Origin of the sequence: Seonamhaeicola sp. ML3, from assembly GCF_023273855.1 — a bacterium.
GTDB lineage: Bacteria > Bacteroidota > Bacteroidia > Flavobacteriales > Flavobacteriaceae > Seonamhaeicola.
Genome location: NZ_CP096884.1, coordinates 3432224 through 3448502, shown reverse-complemented (window position 1 = coordinate 3448502; position 16279 = coordinate 3432224). Strand labels below are relative to the sequence as shown.

The window sequence follows — 16279 nt, the reverse complement described above, 5'->3', positions numbered from 1 at the left end:
AGTTACTATGAAATTACCGTTTTCTTTCATTATCCCCGTTTACAATCGCCCAGATGAAACCCAAGAGCTATTACAAAGTTTTGTTTCATTAGAAACCTCAATACCTTTTGAAATTGTAATCATAGAGGATGGGTCTTCTGTTTCCTCCGAGGATGTTGTAAAAGCATTCAAGCACAAGTTAGACATATCCTACTATTTTAAGGATAACACAGGCCCTGGAGATTCCAGGAACTTTGGGATGCAAAAGGCCAAGGGAAACTATTTTATCATTTTAGATTCCGATTGTATTCTGCCATCAAATTATCTTACTGAAGTTGAAAAAAGCCTTTCTAAAGACTATGTAGACTGCTTTGGAGGACCAGATTCAGCACACGAATCGTTTACAAACCTTCAAAAAGCCATTAATTTTTCCATGACCTCCTTTATTACAACAGGAGGGATTAGGGGAAATAAAAATAATATTGGGAAGTTCCAGCCCAGAAGTTTTAATATGGGGATTTCTAAAATAGCTTTTGAAGCTTCAGGTGGTTTCGGGCGTATTCATCCTGGTGAAGACCCCGATTTATCTATTAGACTTTGGGATTTAGGTTTTAAAACCAAGTTGATTCCGGAGGCTAAGGTATTTCACAAACGCAGAATTTCTTGGTCTAAATTTTATAGGCAAGTCAACAAGTTCGGGAAGGTTAGACCCATTTTAAATAAATGGCACCCATCTACTAAAAAGCTAACCTATTGGTTTCCTAGTGTGTTTCTTTTAGGATTTGATTTATCTATTTTACTGCTGATAATTGGAATAAGTTGGTTATTCCAATTATATGTTTTGTATTTTGTGATTGCTTTTTTTGTTGCACTTTTTGTTACAAAAAACGTGATTGTAGCAATAATGGCATTGTGGGCAATTAGTGTTCAATTTATTGGCTATGGTCTAGGATTTTTAGAATCTACCTGGGCCATTGGTGTTCTAAATAAAGCTCCAGAAGAATATTTCCCGGAATTATTTTTCAAGAATAAATGATTAAAAAATTAAAATCTAAAATATCTGCATCCATAAAGAACAAAACGGTGAACGTTTTTCTCCTGTTCTTATTGTTTTCGTTTATCATCTTGATTTTCTCTAAGCTTTCAAAGAATTACACCAATACCATTACTTTCGAAATTGAAAAGGTTAATATCCCAGAGGAGGAGGTAATATTAAACGATTCTTTCTATCTGGATATAGATTTAAAAACACATGGTTTTAGATGGTTTCAATATTACATTGACAAACCGAAAATTAAAATTGATTTTTCTAAGGATGTTACCAAAACAGGAGGTGTGTATCTTTGGAATAAATCCATAGCCTACTTAAACAATACCCAGTTTGATAAACAAGTACAGCTATTAAATTTAACGCCAGATACCTTGTCTTTCAGGTACGATGTAAACCAAGTTAAAAAGGTTCCGATTAGATTAAATGCCAATATAAAATACAGTGCAGGTTACAATAGTTCTACCCCTGTGGTTATAGAACCGGATTCTATTGTGATTATAGGGCCTCATGTAATGGTCAAGGAAATTAATGCTATAGATACAGAAGAAGTACTCATAGAAGAGCTTAGAAATGATTTAAATCAAAACATAAAGCTAAGCTTACCAAAAAATAAAGGCGATTTAAAGTTTTCTGATACTGAAGTAAATTTAAAAGCAACCGTAGAAAAATTTACAGAGGGTACCTTAAAAATTCCTGTTAGGGTTATTAATGTTCCAGAAGATATAAATATAAAATATTTTCCAAGGGAAGTTAGTGTGTCCTATTACGTAAGCTTAAAGAATTTTAAATCGGTTAAAGAAAACGATTTTAAACTAATTTGCGATTATTCTAAAGTTATAGAGAACCAAGCCTTTTTAATTCCAGAATTAGTGAAGTTTCCAAAAACGGTTAAGAACGAAAGAATCAATCAGCAACGAATTGAATTTATAATTAACAGATGATGATTGTAGGACTTACAGGAGGTATAGGTACAGGCAAAACTACAGTTGCAAAAGAATTCATGAAATTAGGAGTTCCGGTATATATTGCAGACGATGAAGCTAAAAAGTTAATGAATCGATCCAAAGTCATTAAAAGGAAACTCATTCAGCTTTTTGGAACTAATGCTTATTTAGATGGTAAGCTAAACCGACCTCATATAGCCAATATTATTTTCAATGATAAGTCCTACTTGAAGCAGATGAATGCTATTGTTCACCCTAAGGTAGCTAGGCATTTTGAAAAGTGGTTGCTAAAACAGCAGTCTCCCTATGTAATTAAGGAAGTAGCCATTCTATTTGAAAATGGAATACAAGAACAATTCGATTATATTATCACAGTAACTGCACCAGTGGAGTTAAGAATTGAAAGGCTTCTTAAGCGAAACAACACTACCAAAGAAAAGATAAAGGCTATTATGAAAAACCAATGGCCAGAAGAAAAAAAGGTGGAATTATCACATTTTGTTATTGAAAATATTGATCTTCAGGATACCATAAATCAGGTTGGTGTAATCCATGAAAAACTACTAAAAAACAACGCCTAAATAGCGATTTTAACATTTTTGTTAATGTAAGGTTAAAACACAAGAAAGCTAAATGTTAAAATGTTAATTTTGATTAATGAGCAAAAGAATATTTATCCTATTGGTACTTTTAATGAGTCTATCCTTAATAGGTATAATCTTTGTTCAGGCGTTTTTTATAAAGGATTCGGTAGAGAACGAGCGTAATAGATTTGAGTCTAATGTTATTTCAACCTTGTATGAGGTTTCAAACAAAATAGACGATAAGGAATACTATGCTAAGTTCGAGTCTTTTCAAAAATTAATTAATTCGGAAACAGAGGTCGATTCTAATGCAGTATCACAACTGTTTATATATCAGCAGAATAAGAACACCAAGGAAGCGCTTATTTATAGAAGCGGTGTTTTAGAAGAGAATTATAAATTATCTCAGTCGCTCTTTGACATTGGTTTAGATAGCATAGCAATACAGAGAATTACTGGTACTTCCAGTCTTGAAGTGTACAAAGGTAAAGATTTAATAGATGACACTGATTTAAGAGAAAACCCAATTATTAGTCTAACTGAGAGTGGAAGAATAAAAGAGGCCGAAGCAAATTACTTCAGGAAAAATTTTAGAGCATGGGCTAAAACCATTCCCATTCACAAAAGAGTTTCTAATGAAATTATTAGTGAGATGCTAACTCAAAAATTAAAAGAAGATAATATCGATTTAGATTTTGAGTATGCCATATACAGTAACGGGTTAGCAACAAAAGTACAAAGCGAAAATTTCGAATATGATAAACACTCCAAATTCAGAGTGCCTATTTTTTACGATGATAATGGTCAAACGCCTTACAAGTTATTAGTTGATTTTCCTAACGATCATAGTTTTGTACTATCCTCTATATTGGGAATGATTTTGCTTTCTATAGTTTTTACAGGCATAATAATTATTGCTTATGCAAGTGCTCTATATCAATTAATTAAACAAAGAAAAATATCTGAAATAAAGACAGATTTCATCAATAATATGACACATGAGTTTAAAACACCCATAGCTACTATTAACTTAGCTTTGGATGCTATACGCAATCCTACTATTATTAATGATAAGGATAAAGTGAAACGCTACCTTTCCATGATTAAGGAAGAGAATAAGCGTATGCACGCTCAGGTAGAGAATGTTTTAAGAATATCTAAACTAGAAAAGAACGAATTAAACATTAGTAAGGACAGAGTAAGGCTGCACGACTTAATCGAAACTGCTATAGCACATGTAGAGTTGATTGTAGAAAATCGAAAAGGGTATATAAAAACGTCTTTAGAGGCAAATAAATCATCGATTTTGGCAAATGAGACTCATTTTACCAATGTTATTGTAAACATTTTGGATAATGCGATTAAGTATTCACCAAATGCACCAGAAATAGAAGTGTCTACCGAAAATGTAGGGACCAACATTTTGTTAAAAATAAAAGACCACGGTAGTGGAATGAGTAAAGCAGCGGTAAAACGGGCTTTTGAAAAGTTTTATAGAGAGCACACAGGGAACATACATAATGTAAAAGGCCATGGCTTAGGATTGGCTTATGTAAAACGTATCGTAGATGATCATCAAGGGTATGTTTCTGTAGAAAGTGAAAAAGGAAAAGGAAGTACCTTTAGTTTAAAACTTCCCTTAATATCATAAATATGGAAGAGCAAAAGAAACGCATTTTATTAGTTGAAGACGACCCTAACTTCGGAACCGTTCTTAAAGATTATTTAATGATGAATGACTACGATGTCACTCATGCAAAAAATGGCATGGAAGGCTTTGAGAAGTTCAAAAAAGACGATTTCGATTTGTGTATTTTAGATGTCATGATGCCCTATAAAGATGGTTTTACTTTGGCTAAAGAAATACGTGAAAAGAATACCGATGTACCCATTATATTCTTGACAGCTAAAACGATGAAAGAGGATGTTTTAAAAGGATATAAAGTCGGTGCCGATGACTATTTAAACAAGCCTTTCGATAGTGAAGTGCTTCTCATGAAAATAAAAGCAATCATTCAACGCAAAGCTACAGAGACGATTTCAGATAGTAAACAGTTTAAGTTTAAGATTGGTAAATTTAACTTAAACTCTAAACTTCGTTTCTTAAGTTTTAATGGGGAAGACCCTGTGAAATTATCTCCAAAGGAAAACGAGCTTTTACGATTGTTAGCTTTACACGAAAATGATTTAATGCCAAGAGAGTTAGCACTTACCAAAATTTGGAGAGACGATAACTACTTTACTTCAAGAAGTATGGACGTTTATATTGCTAAGTTGCGTAAATATTTAAAACCCGATGAAAAAGTTGAAATCCTTAATATTCATGGAGAAGGCTTTAGGTTAGTCATAAACGAATAGAATCCCTTAAAAAACCATTAAAAAAAACCGGTTGCTTTTATTAAAAAAGAACCGGTTTTTTCTTTGAGAGTCAGTCTTTAATCGTAATATATTATTTTGTTAACCAAAGTTTCCACCAGGGGACATTTGGTCTATCGTGATGTTCGAAATGGTATCCAAAAAAATAACAAGTAACAAATGCCCACAAGTGATTTTTGTTAAGAGTGCCTGCGTTGTGCTCGTTACCGTGTTCATGGCCATCTTTGTGTGGGATGTATGTACCAAAATAAAATAACTGAAATGTTGAGATTAAACCCGGCAGAATCCAAAACAATAAGAGATTCTCCAAAGGGAAGATAAATCTTAAAATTTGAAGAGAAATGGTCATTAAAACGAGTTGCTTAATGGTGGTATACCGTTTTATGAAATTCCAATACCAAATTGCTAGTTTGCCAGAGTGGTGGTAATCGGGGTCTTTGTCTGTAGCAACGTATCTATGGTGTTCGTGGTGTTTAACCAGTAACTGGTCATAAAAATTAAAAGCGAATAATAACGAGGTAACTCTACCTATTATATTGTTTATAAGTTTATTTCTAGAAACAGTGCCATGCATGGCATCGTGTGCAGTAATGAATAAGCCTGTGTATAAATGTGTTTGTATTAGTATTGCTAGATATACTAAGGGATTCTTGTAGTTTAGGTCCCAATTTAATAAGATATACAGGCTGAAAGTCCAAAAAACTACAATTAAAACACCAATCACAGAACCCAAAGGATCTATAGGAAGATGTAGTAGTTTTTTTGTGTTCATTTGGTTATTTTTGTTTAACAAAAATAATAAAAAATTAAACAAAATAAACAAAAAAAGTCTTTATTTTACATAAAAAACAGCTGAATGGATATTATAAGCGGTTAGTTTACAATATTATAAGTGCTTTGTGTAAGAGCTTACTTCGAAAAGTTGCGATTAAGGGAAAGGTAAACTCAGTATTATAGTAAATAGGTACTCAAATTAGATTAAATACGCTCACTTAACCAGCTTTTGAATTCGAAGAAATTTTGAGGAGCCACACCATGACCAACCGGGAATTCAGAATATTGGTGTTTAATCCCTAAGCTTTTTAAAAAGTTAGGTGTTTGTCTTGCCCAATCTACCGGAATAACTTGGTCAACACTACCATGAGAGCAGTAGAAGTCTAAGCTGGAATAATCTTTTTCATTTAAATCTTTTGGTAAGATATCGTGATAAATATAACCGCTCAAACCAACAATATTTTTAATCTTTTCAGGATAATTTAAAGCGACAGCACAGCTTAAAATACAACCTTGACTAAAACCTAAAAGAGTTACATTATGTTTATCCACTGGATAATTATTAACGGCCTCGTCTATAAAATTAGCGATTAAATCCCTAGATGATTCGGCTTGTTCTTTATCGTTCCATTTTCCACGTTCGGCATCAAAATTAATGGTGTACCATGCGTTTCCATAAGGCGCCATAGGGTAGGGTGCTCTCACCGAGATTATAAATAACTCATCTGGTAATTCACTAGCAAAAGAGAATAAATCATTTTCATCACTACCATAACCATGCATCATTATTAATAAAGGTGCGTTTTCGGTTAAGATGGATGGTCTTGTAAGATGGTATAAAGAAAGTGTGTTGTTCATAGTTTATTTCCCAAGATTTGAGAATAGCTTTTGGTATAAGTTGCCAACCAATGGTACTATTTGTATTTTACCCATTATAGCAGATGAAAGACCATAAATTAAAAGCACAATAAAAAACAAATAAAAACTAGAGGATACTAGCCAACTATCAAAACTTCCTACAATGTAGCCTAAAGCCCAAAAAGTAAGCCAAAGCCCTAAAGATTGTCTTATGTGAAAACTAGCAAATTCACTTTTTTTATGCGGTTCGTTATTTAGAAAATAAGCAATAATAACACCAAAAATAGTAATGTAACTAATAATTGCGTTTTTCTTTCCGCGTTCAATATCTTGCTGGTTCATTATAAAGTATTTAAAGAAACTTGGTTATTTGAGATAATACCGTAAACTTTTCCTTTTAGAGAGGCGCCTTTAAATATGCTGTTTTTTGATTTAGACTTAATGCCCTTTGTATCAAATGTATATTTCTCGTCAGGGTTGAAAAGTGAAAGATTAGCTTTATTTCCAATAGTAATAGACGTTGGTTCTAGACCAAAACGTTGTTTCCCTTTTGTGAGTAAATCGATAGTCTTTTTAAGAGTAAATACAGTTTGTAACGCTCCAAAGGCAGTTTCTAGACCAATAGTACCATATTCAGCACGATCGAATTCAACTTTCTTTTCTTCGATGTCAATAGGTGAGTGGTCTGTTGTAACCATATCTATGGTGCCATCTTTTACTCCAGCAATCAGAGCTTCAATATCTTCTTGTGTCCTCAAGGGAGGCAATACCTTAAAGTTAGAGTCGAAACTAGTTAAAGATCCATCCGATAAGCATAAGTTGTGAATAGCTACGCTACAAGTAATATCCAATTTCTTCTTTTTGGCTTCTCTTATCAATTCAACCGACTTCGCCGTTGAAATTGTTGGGATATGTAGTTTACCTCCTGTGTATTCTAAAAGGAATATATCTCTGGCTACCTGCAATTCTTCCGCCAAGGCTGGGATGCCTTTTAAACCTAAGGTTGTGCTGGTAACATTTTCGTTCATGACACCATTACCAACAATTTTGTTTTCTTGCGGAAAAGAACATACCAACCCATCAAAATTAGCAGCATATTGCAATGCTATCTTCATCAGGTTCGGATTGGATATAGGCTTTTTATAATCGTAAAAGGCCACTGCGCCTGCGGTACTCATATCGTAAAGTTCAGCTAAATCAACACCATTACTTCCTATGGTCAAAGCACCTATTGGGAGGACCGTGACAGCATTATTATTTGATTTAGCAGTAACAAACGTTATGTCTGAATTAGTATCTAAAATAGGGTTGGTGTTTGGATTTAGAGCGATAGTAGTAAATCCAGAAGAGGCTGCTACTTTAAGTCCGTTTTTAATGGTTTCACGCTCTTCAAATCCCGGTTCTCCAAAACAAACGCTACTATCAAACCATCCTTGCGAAATGTGTAGATTGTCTAGTTTTACTTCTTGGTAATTGTTAGTGTTTTTTATGTTTTTGGAGATCTTTAAAATCTTGCCGTTTTCAATTAAAATATCTTGAGTAGAATTATGAAACTCGCTTTTTGGATCTATAATGGTGGCAGACTTTATAAGTATGTTCATTTAAAATATTTTAAGATGAGCATTTCAATGATAAGTAATATCAGTGCAAAAATAGCAAACCATTTCCACAAGGCATTAACTTTTGCATCACTTTTTATCGTATCAAATACTTCGGGTATGGAATCACTCAATGTTACATTTTTGTAATTCGATAGATTTTCATAAACAAGATTACTCTCACTTCTATCGTAGTTGTAGCTTACATTTTTAATAGTTTCGTTCTTGTTTTTGATATTATAAATGTTTGCTATATCTGGTGTTTCAGAAGTGTTGATTATTACCTTGTTATTAAAATACTTTTGTCTAGGTATAACGCTAATACCATTATTAACAAGGGATAAAATGTCATCCTGCTGCAATTGTGTTTCTACCTCGAACTCATTTTCATTTCCAATGGTATAATACAGTTCGGGTGTTTTAAAACTCTGTTTTGCTATATTGTATATCGTTGGTACAATTAGAGGTGAGTTTTTAAAGTTGGAATTCTCATTGTTTAAAGCCGATGTAAATACAAAGCTGTTTTGCCCTTGATACAAGAAGGGCTTACCATCTTCAAAATTTAAAACCGATGCAAAACTATTTGATGTAATTTCATAAAAACTATTCACTTTCGGATATTGAAAGTTGGAAACTTGTTTTTCAAAAACCCCTTTTTTGTAAAGCGGATGTGAATAGTTTATGCTTGTTATGCGTTTTTCGGAATTGACTAAAGCTCCAAAGTTTGCATTGAAATTAGATAATAGTTGATTATAAGACTGCACATTGATATCATTTGAAGGAATTATAATCACCGAGCCACCTTGAGAAGTAAAATGTTTTAAGGCAGAAATGAGTGCGTTAGATATATTATCTACTTCGTTTAAAACAATGAGATGTTGTTCTTCAATGCTGTTAAAGTTTAACGCATTATAAGAGGTAGAGGTGAAGTTAAATTCATCCTCATTAAAAATACGCTTTAAAAAATCATCGTTTTGCTCATTTACAGATAAAACATTGATTTTTGAACGGTTATTGATATTAAAAAAAAGAGTGTTGTCAAATCTTAGGTTGACATCATCTATGGTTATTCTGCCATTTACGATTTCGTTTGTTGGAAGCGTAAATGTGGTTTCAACAATTTTATCAATTTCAACTGAGGTCTTGGCAATTAAATCCTCGCCATTATATAATGAAACAGGAATATTATCTATTGGTCTACCACTATTTTTTAAGAGTACTTTCAACTGAAGATTTGTAGGGGTAATCTCAGAAATAAAAGCACTATCAATGGAAACATTATTAGAGTTGATAGGTTCTAATTTCACTAAATGTAGTGTTGTTAATGAGTCTAGGTTAGGATTAAAACTAGAGTTTTTCTGCTGAAAATCTGAAATAAAAATAAGATTCTTCAGTGTGTTTTTCTTCTGGCTTAGAAGCGCATTACTTTTTAGCAGGACAGCATCTAAAGACAATTGATTTGATGAATATTGCAACTGCAATAGATCGTTTTTTATAACCTTAGTTGTGGTGTTTTTAAACGTACTGTTATTCGTGATAATAGAAACTGTTTCATCTTCAGGAATGTTACCAACTAAATGTTGTAAAGCACGTTTTAAAAGCTCTCCCTGACTTCCTTTTGCTTGCATGCTAAAGGAGTTGTCTACATATATCACCGTTTCTTTTTGGGATTCTAAAGAGTTGTTTTTAGTGGTAAACGGTTGGGCAAAAGCAAGGATTATGGCGGTTAGAAGCAATAATCGGGTAAATAGGATGAGCCACTTTTTTAATTCAGAACTTTTACGGGAATTTTGTTTAATTTCTTTTAAAAGGGCTACGTTAGTAAACAGCTCTTTTTTAAAACGTCTAAGCTGAAAAAGATGAACTATAATAGGAATGAGCAATAAGCATAACGCGTAAAGAAGTTCGGGGTGTTTAAATTGCATTCCTTTCTATTAATTAACCAAAATTACATAATTTTCAACAAAAGAAAATATAATCGGTAACTGGTTTTAAGTTAAGACTTGTTAAATATGTTTTAATCTGTTTTTGAGCCGCCTTATTAGCGACTGTAATTAAACTTTGGGAGTTTTCAATACTAGCCAGTGCTTCAAAACTTAATAGTTTTTTACCGTAGATGTCTTTTCCTATTTTATAGGGGTTGTCGCAAATCCACTTAAATGGTATATCACGTTCTATAAAAATTTTAGCCATGAGTTTCCCCTTGGTTCCAGCGCCCCAAACAACGGGTGTTTTAGTCTTATCATAATCAATATCTAAGTAATGAAATACTTTTAAGCTGGTAAAATGATTTTGGGCATAATGCACATGTGTTCTGGAAGTTCTGGTGCTATAATCCCGCCATTTATGGATTATGGAATCGCATGGTATACACTTGAAATCATGTTTGTAAAACCTAAAGGTAAGATCGTAATCTTCGGGATAGATAATTGGATTAAAAGCATCACAAGCGATTAAATCTTCTCTGTGAATCATCCAACAAGGGGAGGGGATTACACATTCTTTATAGATTTCATCATAATTGCTTCCTTCTTTGGTCAAGTCATTTAACCAAGTTTCATAACTTTTATATCCTTCACCAACGCCATGTTCACTAAAATATTCTACCAAGCCAACAGATACATATTTTTTTCCGTAAGCGATTAGATTACTGGCTAAAATATCTAATTTATCAGGTAGCATAATATCGTCACTATCCATTCTGGTGATAAATTTTCCAGAACTATTTTTAAAGGCTAGCTGAAGTGCCGAAATGATGCCTTCTCCCTCATTTTTAAATAATTTAATTCTGTTGTCAGCTTTGGCGTATTTTTCAACGACTTGATAACTATTGTCTGTAGAATGGTCATCAATAATTAGTAATTCCCAATTAGAATACGTTTGGTTCAAGATGGAATCTATACATTCACCAAGATAAGCTTCGGTGTTTTTAAAAGGTGTTAATATGCTTATTAACCGTTCCTGCATGCGGCGAATATACTATCTTTTAACAAAACCTTAAGAACGGTAACCGTAACATAGTGGTATTTTGCGGGTCTTTAAAAAAAACTAGAAATGAAATCAATGATCAACAAAATTTTTGCTGTATTAATTCTTAGTATTGTTGTTGTTGGATGTGGTGCTTCAAAGAAATCATCCGCCGATTTAGCAATTAACTTACCAATAACAGCTACAATTAATTTATCGCAAATTGAAAATGATAAGGCTCCAGTAACAATTAATCCAGGAAGATTTAATCAAGACTCTGTTACATACAGATTGCCCAAGGTTATTCAAGGGACATACTCCATAAGCAACTTTGGAAAATATATTGAGGATTTCAAGGCCATAAATTATAAAGGAGAGCAAATGGAAGTTATAAAGCTGGATGAGAATTCTTGGTCTATTGCTAATGCAGGTGATTTGGATAAAATTACCTATTTGGTTAATGATACTTACGATATGGAAACTGAAGGTGGTATAGGTAAGGAACAACCATTTTCACCGGCCGGAACCAATATAGAACCAGTAAACTACGTTTTAAATCTACACGGTTTTATTGGCTATTTTGACTCATTAAAGAACAATCAATATAAATTGGATGTAACTGCTCCTGTTGATTTTATTAGGACTTCTGCGTTACAAACGGTCAATACGTCAACAAGTGAAGATGGTAAAAGTGTAACTACTAGTTATTTTGCTACTCGATATTTTGATATTACCGATAACCCCATGATGTATGGAAATTTAGATGTAGAAGAATTTCAAGTTGGCGATATAAAAATTGTTTTGAGCGTATACTCTCCTAACAAGGTTCATTCGGCTAAATCTTTAAAAGAGACCATCTATACAATGATGGAAGCACAAAAGAATTACCTAGGAGATATAAATACTACACCTCGTTACGATATTTATTTGTATTTATCTGAAGGCAAAGAAGATTCGCCCAAAGGATTTGGAGCTTTAGAGCATCATACTTCTACTGTAGTGGTTTTGCCAGAGTCCAGCAGTGAGGAGGCACTTGCCGAGAGTATGATTGATGTGGTTTCTCATGAGTTCTTTCATATCGTTACGCCATTAAGTGTACACTCTGAAGATGTACATTATTTTGATTACAACAATCCTACATTTTCAAAACATTTGTGGATGTATGAGGGCGTCACAGAATATTTTGCTACACTATTTCAAGTTGATCAGGGTTTAGTTGATGAAACTGAATTCTACAACGATATTATGACCAAAATACAACGTTCTAAAAACTACAACGATGCCATGAGTTTCACTATTATGAGTGAAAACGTATTAAAGGAACCTTACAAGGATGAGTATATAAATGTTTATCTAAAGGGTGCTTTAATTGGGATGTGTATCGATATTATATTACGAGAAGAGAGTGATGGTAACCGAGGTATACTGTCTTTAATGAAAGAGTTGTCGAACAGGTATGGAAAAAACAAACCATTTGAAGATGACACACTAATCGATGAAATAGTTGAAATGACGTATCCTTCAGTTGGCGAGTTTTTACAAACCCATGTTGTGGGCGACCTGCCGATTAATTATAATTTGTTTTTTGAAAAAGTAGGATTAGAAATTGGTGAAGGAAAAATAAACGCAAATTTCATATTGCTTAACGGCGCTCCGATAGTAAGTGGAGATGGGCAAAAAGGAACTATATTTTTTACTGAATCTGCATTAGAGATTAGTTTTTGGAAAGAACAAGGTGTTCAAGCTAATGATGTTATTAAGTCCATTGATGGAACAACAGTTACTTTACAAAATGCCAATCAAGTTTTACAGGAGGTATTTTTATGGAAACCAGGAAAAGATATTGAAGTTGTACTAGAACGTGAGGGGGAGGAAATCGTTATAAAAACAACGACAACTCAACCTTACACCAACGGGGAAGCTATTTTAGAAATACAAGACGCAACCGAAATGCAGAAGAAAATAAGAAATGCTTGGTTGAAAGGATAATTGTATTTACGATACTGGATTTACGAATTACGATTGATAGACCTTGGTTTATCAATCGTTTTTTTGTAATGCTGAACTTGTTTCAGTATGTAGTCAAGTAATCAGTTGTTAGTAAGGCTAGGCCATCAGAATCCCTCAAAAACACCAAGTCCAAATAATGCGAAATCGTATTTTACAGGGTCTACGGGGTCTAATTTCCGTAAATTCTTATCCAGCTCATTTAATGCTTTAGCATCATTTTGCTTCCTTTTTAGTAAACCTAGTTTTCTAGCAACATTACCGGAATGCACATCTAAAGGACAAGATAATTGACTCGGTGATAGGCTATTCCATATTCCAAAGTCAACATTCGTATTATCTTGTCTAACCATCCATCTTAAAAACATATTTATTCGTTTAGCCGCAGAATTTTTTAGTGGATCACTTACGTGTTTTTTGGTTCTGGCCAAATGATTAATTTCGAAGAATACTTCCTTGAATTTAGATATTGATTTTTGTAAAGACTCTTTTTCGGCATTTTTAAAAAATAAAGCTTCTAAACCAGAATGATGGTTGTATATGTGCTTTAATGATTTAATAAATTGAATACAATCATCACCGTTAAAGGTTCTATGTACAAAAGATTCCAGTTTTTCTAAATCCCTTTCTTGATGATTTAAAACGAAATCGAAAGGTGCATCGTCTAACATATGCATTAAACGCTTAGCATTTTTGATGATACTTTTTCGGTTACCCCAAGCAATAGTCGCGGTAAGAAAACCAGAAATCTCAATGTCTTCTTTTTTAGAAAATAGATGCGGTATCTGTATGGGGTCACTCTCAATAAATCCAGGGTTGTTATACTGTTCTACTTTAGCATCTAAAAAGGCTTTTAGCTCTAATTTTGAGATTTTTTTACTCGTTTTATTCATATTTGGCTAAAATAACTGTAATTAGCTAAATGAAAAAGAGACTACAGCATTACTAAACTCAACCAATTAATGATTCGCGTAAAAATAAAGTGGATACTCCCTATTATTGTGTTTTCTCAATTTTGTTGTACTTCGTTGTGGTTTGCCGGTAATGGTGTAATGGGTTCAATAATTACAAGTTTTGATTTAAACCAAAATGCATTGGGATATTTAACCTCGGCGGTTCAACTAGGTTTTATTCTAGGTACCTTTATTTTTGCCTTATATAGTATTACAGATAGGTTTTCACCATCAAAGGTGTTCTTTTTTAGTGCATTATTGAGTGCAGGGTTTAATATTTTTATGGTCCTAAGTTTTAACTCCTTTGCTTCATTATTGGTTTTTCGTTTTTTTACAGGTTTCTTTTTGGCAGGAATTTATCCAGTTGGTATGAAAATAGCAGCCGATTATTTTGAAAAAGGCTTAGGGAAGTCATTAGGATTTCTAGTTGGTGCTTTGGTTTTGGGAACTGCTTTGCCCCACTTATTAAAAAGTATTGGGGAGTTTCCCTCTTGGCGTTTTGTAATTTATGTTACGTCTAGCCTGGCAATTTTAGGAGGGCTCTTAATTCTAGGTCTGGTAAAGGACGGCCCTTATAGAAAACCTGCTTTAAAGTTCAATTTCTCCATGGTTTATAAAGTTTTTAAAAAGTCTAGCTTTAGGTCTGCCGCATTTGGTTATTTTGGTCATATGTGGGAGCTGTATGCATTTTGGGCTTTTTTACCTTTGGTTTTAAAGGCTTATCTAAGTTTTCATCAAATTGAGACTATAGACGTATCTCTTCTAAGTTTTTTTATAATTGGCATAGGTGCATTTGGTTGCATATTGTCTGGATATTTGTCTCAAAGGTTTACGGTTAAAAAAGTAGCTAAAACAGCACTCTTAATATCTTGTTCTTGCTGTTTGCTTTCTCCTTTGTTTTTTTACTTGGGGACTCATGCTTTAGGGATTATTTTTGTCTTAGTTTGGGGTATGACCGTTATCGCAGATTCCCCATTATTTTCCACATTAGTAGCACAAAATGTACAAGCAGAAGTAAAGGGAACGGCATTAACTATAGTGAACTCAGTGGGATTTGCGATTACTATAGTAAGTATTCAGATTTTGAATGGTTTGGAATCTATAATCGACATTAAATATTTGTTTATAGTATTAGCATTAGGACCAATATTAGGATTGATTGAATTAAACCGATCTTCCAACTAGTGCGAGAGCTATAATTTACCCGCTTATCACTGGTGCTTTTCTGTGAAATAGATTTAGTAATCGTCTATAATTTAGTACATTTGTCTTTAAGAAAGAGAAAAAAGAATCTACTTTTCTACAATTAAAAGCAACTTAAATACGTTATAGTAGATTGAAAACCCAATAATTATGAGAAAAATAATTGCCCTAGCACTCATTGTTCTATCTGTATCATGTCAAAAAGACGAGACACCATTAAACGATTCAGGTCCAAGTGATGAGGCCAGAACTTTTTACTTAGAAAGTTTTAATGAATACAACTTAGCTAATCAAATTTTTCAAGATCTTGTTAATATAAAAGGAGATATAATTTTAAATGCAGAAAATTCATTAACTGGAAAAACTAATACTAGCAAAATTGATGTTTCAGTTTCCATAGAACCTTCAGATTTGGAAACTTTTCCTAAAACAATAACTGTAGATTTTGGTCCTTCTGGAACAGTAGGTCGAGATGGGGTTTTTCGCAGGGGAGTTATTCGTATAGTATCCACTGGATGGTTTTGGGAACAGGGAAGTGTGCATACAACGACCTTTAGTAACTACTTCCATGATAATTTTAGAGTGGAGGGAACTCAAATCGTGCAGAATTTTGGTGAAAATGAAAATGGTTTTATAGAGTTTGATGTTGAGGTCAATAACGGAGTTATTTCTCATTCAGATGGCTTAAATATTACTTTTGAAGAAGCGTCTACCAGAACGTGGATTGTTGGTTCTCAAACTCCGTTTAATATTTGGGATGATGAGTATATAATTGACGCCATTCAATCTGGGTTCTTTTCTGATGGTACCTCATATTCATTAACCTTCGATGAACCATTGCATTATGTCTTACTACCCAGGGCTGTAAGATCTGGGATTGTAAATTTGGTAATAGGTGGCTTTACTGGTTTTGAAATCAACCATAATAATCGGACTACCACCATACTGGGTGTGACAAGTACATTCTAAAGGATTTGAAGATTTT

Annotated in this window: 15 protein-coding genes; 8 read left to right on the top strand and 7 right to left on the bottom strand. The window is 33.4% G+C overall.

Going from position 1 to position 16279, the window contains the following annotated elements; genetic code table 11:
- Window positions 1-7 precede the first annotated feature (7 nt).
- The 5 genes from M0214_RS15175 (at window position 8) to M0214_RS15155 (ending at window position 4916) form a co-directional block, all read left to right on the top strand.
- On the top strand, window positions 8-1015 hold the full coding sequence (locus tag M0214_RS15175) for a glycosyltransferase family 2 protein (RefSeq protein WP_248723405.1): 1008 nt from the start codon (window positions 8-10) through the stop codon (window positions 1013-1015).
- Window positions 1012-1971: a YbbR-like domain-containing protein gene (locus M0214_RS15170; protein WP_248723404.1), complete on the top strand. Its 960-nt coding sequence runs from the start codon at window positions 1012-1014 to the stop codon at window positions 1969-1971. Before M0214_RS15175 ends, M0214_RS15170 begins: the two co-directional genes overlap by 4 nt.
- On the top strand, window positions 1968-2555 hold the full coding sequence (gene coaE / locus M0214_RS15165; RefSeq protein ID WP_248723403.1) for a dephospho-CoA kinase: 588 nt from the start codon (window positions 1968-1970) through the stop codon (window positions 2553-2555). Before M0214_RS15170 ends, coaE begins: the two co-directional genes overlap by 4 nt.
- A gap of 76 nt (window positions 2556-2631) precedes the next feature.
- Window positions 2632-4209: a sensor histidine kinase KdpD gene (locus M0214_RS15160; RefSeq protein WP_248723402.1), complete on the top strand. Its 1578-nt coding sequence runs from the start codon at window positions 2632-2634 to the stop codon at window positions 4207-4209.
- 2 nt (window positions 4210-4211) lie between these two features.
- Window positions 4212-4916 carry a response regulator transcription factor gene (locus M0214_RS15155; protein WP_248723401.1) on the top strand — a complete coding sequence of 235 codons (705 nt, stop codon included), beginning with the start codon at window positions 4212-4214 and terminating at the stop codon, window positions 4914-4916.
- Window positions 4917-5007: 91 nt separating this feature from the next.
- Here the strand turns inward: M0214_RS15155 and M0214_RS15150 are convergent, their stop codons facing one another.
- The 6 genes from M0214_RS15150 to M0214_RS15125 all read right to left on the bottom strand — a co-directional run bounded on the left by M0214_RS15150 (window position 5008) and on the right by M0214_RS15125 (window position 11131).
- On the bottom strand, window positions 5008-5706 hold the full coding sequence (locus M0214_RS15150) for a fatty acid desaturase (protein WP_248723400.1): 699 nt from the start codon (window positions 5704-5706) through the stop codon (window positions 5008-5010).
- A gap of 206 nt (window positions 5707-5912) precedes the next feature.
- Window positions 5913-6566, bottom strand: a complete 654-nt coding sequence (locus M0214_RS15145) for an alpha/beta hydrolase (protein ID WP_248723399.1) — start codon at window positions 6564-6566, stop codon at window positions 5913-5915.
- Window positions 6567-6569: 3 nt separating this feature from the next.
- Window positions 6570-6908, bottom strand: a complete 339-nt coding sequence (locus M0214_RS15140) for a hypothetical protein (RefSeq protein WP_248723398.1) — start codon at window positions 6906-6908, stop codon at window positions 6570-6572.
- Window positions 6908-8167, bottom strand: a complete 1260-nt coding sequence (locus M0214_RS15135; RefSeq protein WP_248723397.1) for a dihydroorotase family protein — start codon at window positions 8165-8167, stop codon at window positions 6908-6910. Before M0214_RS15135 ends, M0214_RS15140 begins: the two co-directional genes overlap by 1 nt.
- Complete coding sequence (locus tag M0214_RS15130; protein ID WP_248723396.1) at window positions 8164-10089, bottom strand: BatA and WFA domain-containing protein; 1926 nt, start codon at window positions 10087-10089, stop codon at window positions 8164-8166. Before M0214_RS15130 ends, M0214_RS15135 begins: the two co-directional genes overlap by 4 nt.
- Before the next feature lie 34 nt (window positions 10090-10123).
- Window positions 10124-11131 carry a glycosyltransferase family 2 protein gene (locus M0214_RS15125; RefSeq protein ID WP_248723395.1) on the bottom strand — a complete coding sequence of 336 codons (1008 nt, stop codon included), beginning with the start codon at window positions 11129-11131 and terminating at the stop codon, window positions 10124-10126.
- 87 nt (window positions 11132-11218) lie between these two features.
- Between M0214_RS15125 and M0214_RS15120 the strand changes: the two genes are divergently transcribed.
- Window positions 11219-13120, top strand: coding sequence for a peptidase M61 (locus M0214_RS15120; RefSeq protein ID WP_371873512.1), 1902 nt, complete (start codon window positions 11219-11221; stop codon window positions 13118-13120).
- Window positions 13121-13245: 125 nt separating this feature from the next.
- Here the strand turns inward: M0214_RS15120 and M0214_RS15115 are convergent, their stop codons facing one another.
- The gene (locus M0214_RS15115; RefSeq protein WP_248724979.1) at window positions 13246-14010 is read right to left on the bottom strand and encodes a TIGR02757 family protein; all 765 of its coding nucleotides are present in this window, start codon (window positions 14008-14010) and stop codon (window positions 13246-13248) included.
- Between the two features lie 90 nt (window positions 14011-14100).
- On the opposite strand from M0214_RS15115, the gene M0214_RS15110 reads away from it, so the two are divergent.
- Together M0214_RS15110 and M0214_RS15105 are read left to right on the top strand one after the other, a co-directional pair.
- Window positions 14101-15276: an MFS transporter gene (locus M0214_RS15110; RefSeq protein ID WP_248723394.1), complete on the top strand. Its 1176-nt coding sequence runs from the start codon at window positions 14101-14103 to the stop codon at window positions 15274-15276.
- A gap of 168 nt (window positions 15277-15444) precedes the next feature.
- Complete coding sequence (locus tag M0214_RS15105; protein ID WP_248723393.1) at window positions 15445-16263, top strand: hypothetical protein; 819 nt, start codon at window positions 15445-15447, stop codon at window positions 16261-16263.
- The last annotated feature ends 16 nt before the right edge of the window (window positions 16264-16279 follow it).

Bases quoted from the DNA above. Each gene is read 5' to 3' on its own strand.
- M0214_RS15140 (WP_248723398.1), bottom strand. From the start codon at position 6,908: ATGAACCAGCAAGATATTGAACGCGGAAAGAAAAACGCAATTATTAGT.
- M0214_RS15145 (WP_248723399.1), bottom strand. From the start codon at position 6,566: ATGAACAACACACTTTCTTTATACCATCTTACAAGACCATCCATCTTA.
- M0214_RS15125 (WP_248723395.1), bottom strand. From the start codon at position 11,131: ATGCAGGAACGGTTAATAAGCATATTAACACCTTTTAAAAACACCGAA.
- M0214_RS15150 (WP_248723400.1), bottom strand. From the start codon at position 5,706: ATGAACACAAAAAAACTACTACATCTTCCTATAGATCCTTTGGGTTCT.
- M0214_RS15120 (WP_371873512.1), top strand. From the start codon at position 11,219: ATGAAATCAATGATCAACAAAATTTTTGCTGTATTAATTCTTAGTATT.
- M0214_RS15175 (WP_248723405.1), top strand. From the start codon at position 8: ATGAAATTACCGTTTTCTTTCATTATCCCCGTTTACAATCGCCCAGAT.
- M0214_RS15110 (WP_248723394.1), top strand. From the start codon at position 14,101: ATGATTCGCGTAAAAATAAAGTGGATACTCCCTATTATTGTGTTTTCT.
- M0214_RS15130 (WP_248723396.1), bottom strand. From the start codon at position 10,089: ATGCAATTTAAACACCCCGAACTTCTTTACGCGTTATGCTTATTGCTC.
- M0214_RS15105 (WP_248723393.1), top strand. From the start codon at position 15,445: ATGAGAAAAATAATTGCCCTAGCACTCATTGTTCTATCTGTATCATGT.
- M0214_RS15155 (WP_248723401.1), top strand. From the start codon at position 4,212: ATGGAAGAGCAAAAGAAACGCATTTTATTAGTTGAAGACGACCCTAAC.
- M0214_RS15135 (WP_248723397.1), bottom strand. From the start codon at position 8,167: ATGAACATACTTATAAAGTCTGCCACCATTATAGATCCAAAAAGCGAG.
- M0214_RS15170 (WP_248723404.1), top strand. From the start codon at position 1,012: ATGATTAAAAAATTAAAATCTAAAATATCTGCATCCATAAAGAACAAA.
- M0214_RS15160 (WP_248723402.1), top strand. From the start codon at position 2,632: ATGAGCAAAAGAATATTTATCCTATTGGTACTTTTAATGAGTCTATCC.
- coaE (WP_248723403.1), top strand. From the start codon at position 1,968: ATGATGATTGTAGGACTTACAGGAGGTATAGGTACAGGCAAAACTACA.